Consider the following 7,259-nt stretch of genomic DNA (forward strand, 5'->3'; position numbering starts at 1 on the left):
CTGCAAAGACAGCCTTAGTTATTTGGTCGCTTTTGAAAGCGTTCTCTCCCGAATATATAAATGAGAGCTGCCACACAAGCGCCTGAAGATATGTAGAAGATCATCGGAATCATAGTCACTACATCCTTATAGAGTGCGCCTGCCAGTAGCGCTCCCGCGCCAATACCTATCTCAAGAGCAATATACATCGTAGCCATGGCCTTTCCTCTGTGATCGGGGTGACTTAAATCAACTGTCCAGGCATTCGTCGCCGGAGAAAATATTCCACCCGCAATTCCATAAGCGACAGAACCAACCAAAAGATCAGTAACCGATTGAGCATTTCCTATCAAATAGAAAGAAACACATAGCATCACCAACGCAACTTTTATCACAGAAACACGGCCAAAGCGATCGGAAACTTTCCCAGCAACAAAACGGATCATGAGGGAAGACACCGTGAACGTCATGAAGAACAAACCCTTATTTGTTACGCCCAAATACTCGCCCCAGTCCGGGATCAGCGTCAACAATACACCATAGCCTAAATAGGAAAGCAGGATAATTAGGGCCGCAGGTATGACACGCCACTCGATGATTTCCGTGCGGGAAATCTTCAAATGAGACAGCTTAAACGACTCTCTCGATTTTAGGGTTTCCTTCATGTTGAGCAATATCAGGATAGAAAGCATCGCAAACACCGAAGAGCTGTAAAACAAGACGTTGATCGAATAGTAGCTGGTGATCAGACTGCCGATAGCAGGCCCAATGGCCATACCGGTGCTAAAACATAAACCGTGAATCCCAAGAGCTTCGCCCCACCTTTTTACCGGAACAATGTCTGCTACATATGCTGCAGTTGCCGTGGGTTTAAATCCTGTAGAAAAACCATGTAAAAGCCTTAAGAATAAAAAGCCATTTATTGTACCGAGCACCGGATACAAAAACCCGCAAACAAAGCAGACTATCGAACCAACCGCCATCACGGGAACACGACCTATCGTGTCTGTCAGCTTTCCACTGAAAGGACGCGAAATGCCAGCCGTCAAGGTAAATAACGCGATGATCAACCCTTTGTATTCAGCGCCTCCCAAGCTACTTAAATAAGCAGGCAACTCGGGGATTAGCATATTGAAGCTAGCGGAGAAGAGTAATGAGCTTAAGCATAACAGGCCAAAAGACCATGTATAAAGACGAGTGTTGTTATCCGACATATTAAGATGCGCGCAAAAATAATGATAATATAGCTCAGAGCCCTACTTCGTTATCCATATCTTTGTACGATGTACAATAATGCGGGGAGATACAGTCAGCTAATTAAAGAGGAGGCGCGCAGGCTTGGTTTTATGTTCTGCGGTATCTCAAAAGCAGGTTTTCTGGATAAGGAGGCCCCCCGATTGGAGAACTGGCTCAAAAACGGATATCATGGGAAAATGTCGTACATGGAAAATCACTTCGACAAACGACTCGATCCAACCAAACTGGTTGAAGGGTCTCGCTCAGTGATCTCTTTGGCCCTTAATTATTATACAGACGAAAAGCAGCATGATCCTGCTGCTCCTCGCATTTCCAAGTACGCTTACGGCGCTGACTACCATGATGTCATAAAATCAAAGCTCAAAGATCTTCTTCAATTCATAAAGGAGCACATTGGTGATGTTTCCGGAAGAGCGTTCGTTGATTCTGCTCCGGTTCTCGACCGCGCATGGGCGATACAGTCAGGGTTCGGATGGATAGGAAAAAACAGCAACCTAATTAACAAAAAGTCTGGATCCTTTTTCTTTTTGGCAGAACTCATTACAGACCTCGACCTCCAATATGATCTGGCATCGGATAAAGATTATTGTGGCACCTGCACGAAGTGTTTAGATGCATGTCCCACCGATGCGATCGTCTCCCCACAAGTGGTGGACGGCTCTAAATGCATATCTTACCTAACCATAGAGCTAAAGGATGAATTGCCCAACGAATTCAAAGGTAAGACCGACAACTGGATGTTTGGATGCGATATATGTCAGGACGTTTGTCCCTGGAACCGATTCTCAAGTCGTCATGATGAACCTGCCTTTGAACCGTCTTTTGACTTACTGAAAATGTCTGCGTCAGACTGGGAAGAAATCACCGAAGATGTCTTTAAACAATTATTCAAAGGCTCCCCCATCAAACGAACAAAATTTACGGGACTTAAAAGAAATATCGAGTTTCTAAAACCCATAAAACAATAAAAAGCCGGTTAAACCGGCTTTTTTATTCAGGCTATTTGCCAAACTTCTTCTTTAACTCATCGAGCATCGAATCGGTCACCGGCGCTGCAGACTCCTTCTTTTTGAAGACAGGTCTGGCCTCAATATCTTTTTTAGGCGTAACCGTCCTCGGGCTTTCCACCTCTATTTTCGTCTCTGTTGTCTTTTTTACAAGAACCTTTTTCTCATTCCATCTCATCCAGATCTTCTCAAGGCACTTCTTGGTATACAGTGGAAAATCGCCATTCTGCATCCAGGCATAATAGCTGGGTTCTGATTGGAACACCTCCTCCACACATTTTCCTTTATGCTTGCCAAAATTAAACACCTCTATACCTTTGTCGTTAAAAACCAATCGGCCAGCAAAATCTACCGGATTGTGGAGATTGGTGAATTCGTGAAGAGCATCCACGTCGTTCTTAACGGGGACGGAAACATTACCTTTCTTATCAACGAACTCCACATCCTTATACCTTTCCAGCTGACCCAATAGTACTTCATACGTGGCCATGGTATCCGCATCAGCGTTATGTGCATTTTCAAGCGACTTACCGCAGTAGAATTTATAAGCAGCTTTTAAAGTTCGCTGCTCCATTTGATGGAAGATGTTCTGTACATCAACGAACTTCCGGTTGTCGATATCAAAAGGAACACCCGCGCGAAGAAACTCGTCCATCAGCATCGGTATATCAAATTTATTAGAGTTATATCCCGCCAAGTCGCAATCATCAAGAAACGCTGCAAATTCAGGACCAGCCTGCTTAAAAGTCGGAGCATCCTTTATATCCTCATCATATATTCCATGAATCAATGAAGTTTCCAAAGGGATCGGCATTTCCGGATTAATACGAGCATTTTTCATCTCCTTTGTACCATCAGGAAATACCTTTAGGACAGCAATTTCAACGATTCTGTCGAAGCCAATAATTGTACCTGTAGCTTCAAGGTCGAAGAAAGCAAGAGGGCGTTTCAGATTAAGTTTCATTTATTAAATCATTAAAGGCTTAGAGTTCAATCTTTCTCCACCACCACAGCAAAAGTCGTAAAAATAATCTTATATGCCTAGCATCCGTTTCTAAAGCGATTATTTCGGAAAGACTATCTACTTAACGGAGCCACAACGCGAAAAGTACTTGTAATACCATGGATCTCTTAGGTCGCTGATAATTACCCCTTTACTCGTGGATACATGCACAAACTTATTGTTATGAAGATATATACCGACATGATTAAAGGGCTGACCACCGAAATCAAAAAACACAAGATCACCTTCCTTCAGGTCTTCTTCATACAAACGCTTAACCTGTTCTGCCATTTCACGTGCCGTACGGGCTACACTCTTCTTATAAATTTCTTTTTGCAAGATGGTGGTGAAGCCTGAACAATCTATTCCACCTTTGTCCATACCTCCCAACCGATGAGGAGCCCCCATCCAGCTATCAATAAACTTATATAAGCGCTGGTCTTTGATATCCTTTTCCTGTACGCCCAACAAGGTAGCGTAGCGTTGTTCGATAGTTCCGCTCAACTCCTTCCCGCGAGCACTGGAAGCATCAGTGATGATTTTTCTTGATTTACAGGATGTGAAAAATAAACATGCTATCATCAAAAAACCACATGCTCTTAAAATCTTCCCAGTTACTCTCATCCCTTTAGAATTCGTTGAATATCATCCAGCTTCATTAATGCCTCTACTGGCGTTAATGTGTTCACATCAAGATTATTCAGCATATCTCGTATTTTTACGAGTACCGGATCATCTATCGAGAACATCTGAAGCTGATATGCCTGCTGCTGTACCTTTTTTATGCTGTCTTTGATATGTTCTCCACCCGTTCTCTCCTGCTCGAGCCTGCGTAAAATTTCATTAGCTCTGGAAATAAGCTTCGGAGGCATTCCAGCCATCTTCGCAACATGAATACCGAAACTGTGTTCACTACCCCCAGGCACCAGTTTACGCAAGAATATAACTTTGTTCCCAACCTCTTTAACAGTCACGTTAAAGTTCTTTATTCTGCTAAACGAGTTTGACAGCTCATTCAACTCATGGTAATGTGTCGCAAAAAGCGTTTTCGCCTTGGAGGTCGGATGGTTATGAAGAAACTCTGCAATAGCCCACGCAATAGAGATTCCATCATACGTAGAAGTACCCCGACCGATCTCATCCAAAAGAATAAGACTTCGCTCTGAAAGGTTATTCATAATACTGGCCGTCTCATTCATCTCCACCATGAAAGTTGACTCTCCCGATGATAAATTGTCTGACGCGCCTACACGGGTAAAAATCTTATCAACAATGCCGATACAGGCTGCTTTTGCAGGAACGAAACAGCCCATCTGAGCCATCAGCACAATTAAGCCGCACTGACGAAGGAGAGCCGATTTACCAGCCATGTTGGGCCCGGTTATGATAATAATCTGCTGAGAATCGTTATCAAGATGTACATCATTTGTGATATAATCCTCTCCTAGGGGAAGATTTTTTTCTATCACCGGATGCCGTCCCCCTTTAATATCCAGAACGTGGTCATCTGTAATAACAGGCTTCACGTAGAAGTTCTTAATTGCAAGCGTTGCAAAGCAAAGAAGTACATCCAGCTGAGCTGTAAGTTGAGCATTCAGCTGAATCGGACGTATATAATCTGAGAGAGAATAAACGAGTTCTGCGTACAATCGGGTCTCCAGCGCATGTATCTTTTCTTCAGCACCCAGAATTTGCTCTTCATACTCCTTCAGCTCAGGTGTGATATAACGTTCTGCATTGACCAGAGTCTGCTTTCTTATCCACTCCGCGGGCACCTTATCCTTGTGAGAATTAGTAACTTCCAGATAATATCCGAAGACATTGTTGAAGGCAACCTTCAGCGATGGTATTCCGGTAAGTTCCGCTTCGCGTTTTTGGATTTCAACAAGATAGCCCTTTCCACCAAACGCAATTTTACGAAGGCGATCGAGCTCCTCGTTAATGCCGTCTGCTATAACACCGCCCTTTAGAACCAAAGCCGGAGGTTCAGGATGAAGTTCTTTTTCGATTCTTTCACGAATGAGCATACAGGGATTGAGCTGTTCGGCGATTCGTCTTAAAGCCTCGCTGCCAGAGCTGTCGCAATTATTCTTTATACTTTCAATCGCTATTAACGCTCGTTTTAGCTGACAGATCTCCCTTGGATTTGCTTTCTGAAGCCCAACTTTAGATATGAGCCGTTCCAGATCTCCAATCTGACCGATTTCATGAATTAAAGCTTCGCGAAGAGCCTCGTTATTAAGAAGGAATTCGACCACATTCAGCCGTTCCTCTATAGGCCTGCGTTCCTTCAATGGCATGACGATCCAACGACGAAGCATCCTGGCTCCCATTGGAGAACGCGTTTGGTCCAAGACGTCAACCAATGTAACGGCGTTCTCATTAGCAGACCCGATAAGTTCAAGATTTCTGATCGTGAAACGATCAAGCCACATGTATCGATCCTCTTCAATACGCGCAATGGACGAGATATGCTGGAGATTACGGTGTTCCGTCTCGTTAAGATAATGCAAGGCAACGCCCGCAGCTATATTAGCTACTGCCAGTCTCTCGATACCAAAGCCTTTCAGCGATTTTACCTCAAAATGCTTAAGCAAATTTTCATAGGCGAAGTCTCCTGCGTATGCCCACTCATCCAGGGTATAGGTATAAAAGCGATCGCCAAAGGCCTCTTTGAACTCATGAGACCGACTTTTCGGAAAAATCACCTCGCTCGGTTTCAGACTCTGCAGCAGTTTATCGATATATTCGTTAGTGCCCTGAGCAACTAAAAACTCGCCGGTAGAAATGTCTATAAATGCAACACCGGTGACATTCCTGTCAAAATATACCGAAGCCAGGTAGTTATTTGACTTCTGTTGAAGTATATTATCACTATATGCCACTCCGGGTGTTACCAGCTCCGTTACGCCCCGCTTCACAATCGTTTTGACTGTTTTGGGATCTTCCAGTTGATCACATATAGCAACTCGCTGACCTGCCCTGACTAACTTTGGAAGGTACGTTTCAATAGAATGGTGAGGAAACCCGGCAAGTTCAATATGCGAAGCCGAGCCATTAGCTCTCTTGGTAAGCACGATACCTAAAATTCCGGCGGCCTTTACAGCATCCTCTCCGAATGTTTCATAAAAATCTCCAACGCGAAACAGCAATAAAGCACCAGGATATTTCGCCTTGATCGTATTATACTGCTGCATTAGCGGGGTTTCCTTCGTAGTACTCTTAGCCAATACCTCTCCTTTTAGTCGCTAAATTAATCAGATTCCCCAGCTTTACAGTATATGTTGAAAAATGATACACTAACCCCAAAAGCAATAGTACTCGTCTTGCTCTACCAACGCGACAAAGTCGCGAATATTCGGAACCAACGGTTCCGGTGTATAGGCATGCCATCTGAGATCACCTTGCTTCCAGAAAACCTTCCACATTTTTTTTGACATGACATACGTTGCTTTAGCTACCGGTATCTCAACAATCTCTTCAGGTCTATCCCACCGGGGGCGTATCTCATGAATAATCACGCTTTGCTTTTCGATGACATAGGAAAGATCTATCTGAGATCTAAATTCCTCCTCAGGTCTTTTGCGCACAAGGAAGTTTTCCATCGCCTCAATTATCTCCAGAGTATGTAATGTTTCAATTGCCATTTGCCATAGGTTTCTGAATCAAATATGGAAAAATATCCTACAATATGAAATAATTAGTTAAAATTAATTAAAACTATAATGATAGTGTAAAAGCAACACTTCCGTCACATTATCTGCACAAGTATTACCCAGGATCGAGACCTGAAGACATCCCGAAATTGCCGTAACACTAAACTAAAGCAAACATGAAAGGTACCGTTGCAATAACCGAAGAAGAGATTTGAAGAATGGAATGAACCGGTGCTGGATTTCTGTCTATACAACAAAAGCATAACGCACAAAAAAGCCCGGTAGTACTGAAACTACCGGGCTGATTTAAGATTTGGCACCGACCTACTCTCCCACATGTTACTGCAGTACCATCGG

6 protein-coding genes are annotated in these 7,259 nt (G+C 43.5%); 1 reads left to right on the top strand and 5 read right to left on the bottom strand.

Going from position 1 to position 7,259, the window contains the following annotated elements; all coding sequences use genetic code 11:
• Positions 1-14: 14 nt before the first annotated feature.
• Positions 15-1,193, bottom strand: coding sequence for an MFS transporter (locus tag B0I27_RS14255; protein ID WP_106294510.1), 1,179 nt, complete (start codon positions 1,191-1,193; stop codon positions 15-17).
• Between the two features lie 69 nt (positions 1,194-1,262).
• On the opposite strand from B0I27_RS14255, the gene queG reads away from it, so the two are divergent.
• Positions 1,263-2,204 carry a tRNA epoxyqueuosine(34) reductase QueG gene (queG, locus tag B0I27_RS14260; RefSeq protein WP_106294512.1) on the top strand — a complete coding sequence of 314 codons (942 nt, stop codon included), beginning with the start codon at positions 1,263-1,265 and terminating at the stop codon, positions 2,202-2,204.
• 31 nt (positions 2,205-2,235) lie between these two features.
• On the opposite strand, the gene B0I27_RS14265 is transcribed toward queG, so the two are convergent.
• The 4 genes from B0I27_RS14265 to B0I27_RS14280 all read right to left on the bottom strand — a co-directional run bounded on the left by B0I27_RS14265 (position 2,236) and on the right by B0I27_RS14280 (position 6,893).
• A complete protein-coding gene (locus B0I27_RS14265) occupies positions 2,236-3,207 on the bottom strand; it encodes a 3'-5' exonuclease (RefSeq protein WP_106294514.1) in 972 nt (323 codons plus the stop codon).
• A 117-nt stretch (positions 3,208-3,324) separates the two neighbouring features.
• Complete coding sequence (locus tag B0I27_RS14270) at positions 3,325-3,828, bottom strand: C40 family peptidase (protein ID WP_245925524.1); 504 nt, start codon at positions 3,826-3,828, stop codon at positions 3,325-3,327.
• 38 nt (positions 3,829-3,866) lie between these two features.
• The gene (mutS, locus tag B0I27_RS14275; protein ID WP_106294516.1) at positions 3,867-6,476 is read right to left on the bottom strand and encodes a DNA mismatch repair protein MutS; all 2,610 of its coding nucleotides are present in this window, start codon (positions 6,474-6,476) and stop codon (positions 3,867-3,869) included.
• Between the two features lie 69 nt (positions 6,477-6,545).
• Positions 6,546-6,893, bottom strand: a complete 348-nt coding sequence (locus B0I27_RS14280) for a DUF3024 domain-containing protein (protein ID WP_106294518.1) — start codon at positions 6,891-6,893, stop codon at positions 6,546-6,548.
• Between the last annotated feature and the right edge of the window lie 366 nt (positions 6,894-7,259).

The organism is Arcticibacter pallidicorallinus, from assembly GCF_003002875.1.
Taxonomy (GTDB): domain Bacteria; phylum Bacteroidota; class Bacteroidia; order Sphingobacteriales; family Sphingobacteriaceae; genus Arcticibacter; species Arcticibacter pallidicorallinus.

What these genes read in the sequence shown, in the direction of transcription:
- B0I27_RS14265 (WP_106294514.1), bottom strand. Translation starts at nt 3,207, where the DNA reads ATGAAACTTAATCTGAAACGCCCTCTTGCTTTCTTCGACCTTGAAGCT.
- B0I27_RS14255 (WP_106294510.1), bottom strand. Translation starts at nt 1,193, where the DNA reads ATGTCGGATAACAACACTCGTCTTTATACATGGTCTTTTGGCCTGTTA.
- B0I27_RS14270 (WP_245925524.1), bottom strand. Translation starts at nt 3,828, where the DNA reads ATGATAGCATGTTTATTTTTCACATCCTGTAAATCAAGAAAAATCATC.
- B0I27_RS14280 (WP_106294518.1), bottom strand. Translation starts at nt 6,893, where the DNA reads ATGGCAATTGAAACATTACATACTCTGGAGATAATTGAGGCGATGGAA.
- queG (WP_106294512.1), top strand. Translation starts at nt 1,263, where the DNA reads ATGTACAATAATGCGGGGAGATACAGTCAGCTAATTAAAGAGGAGGCG.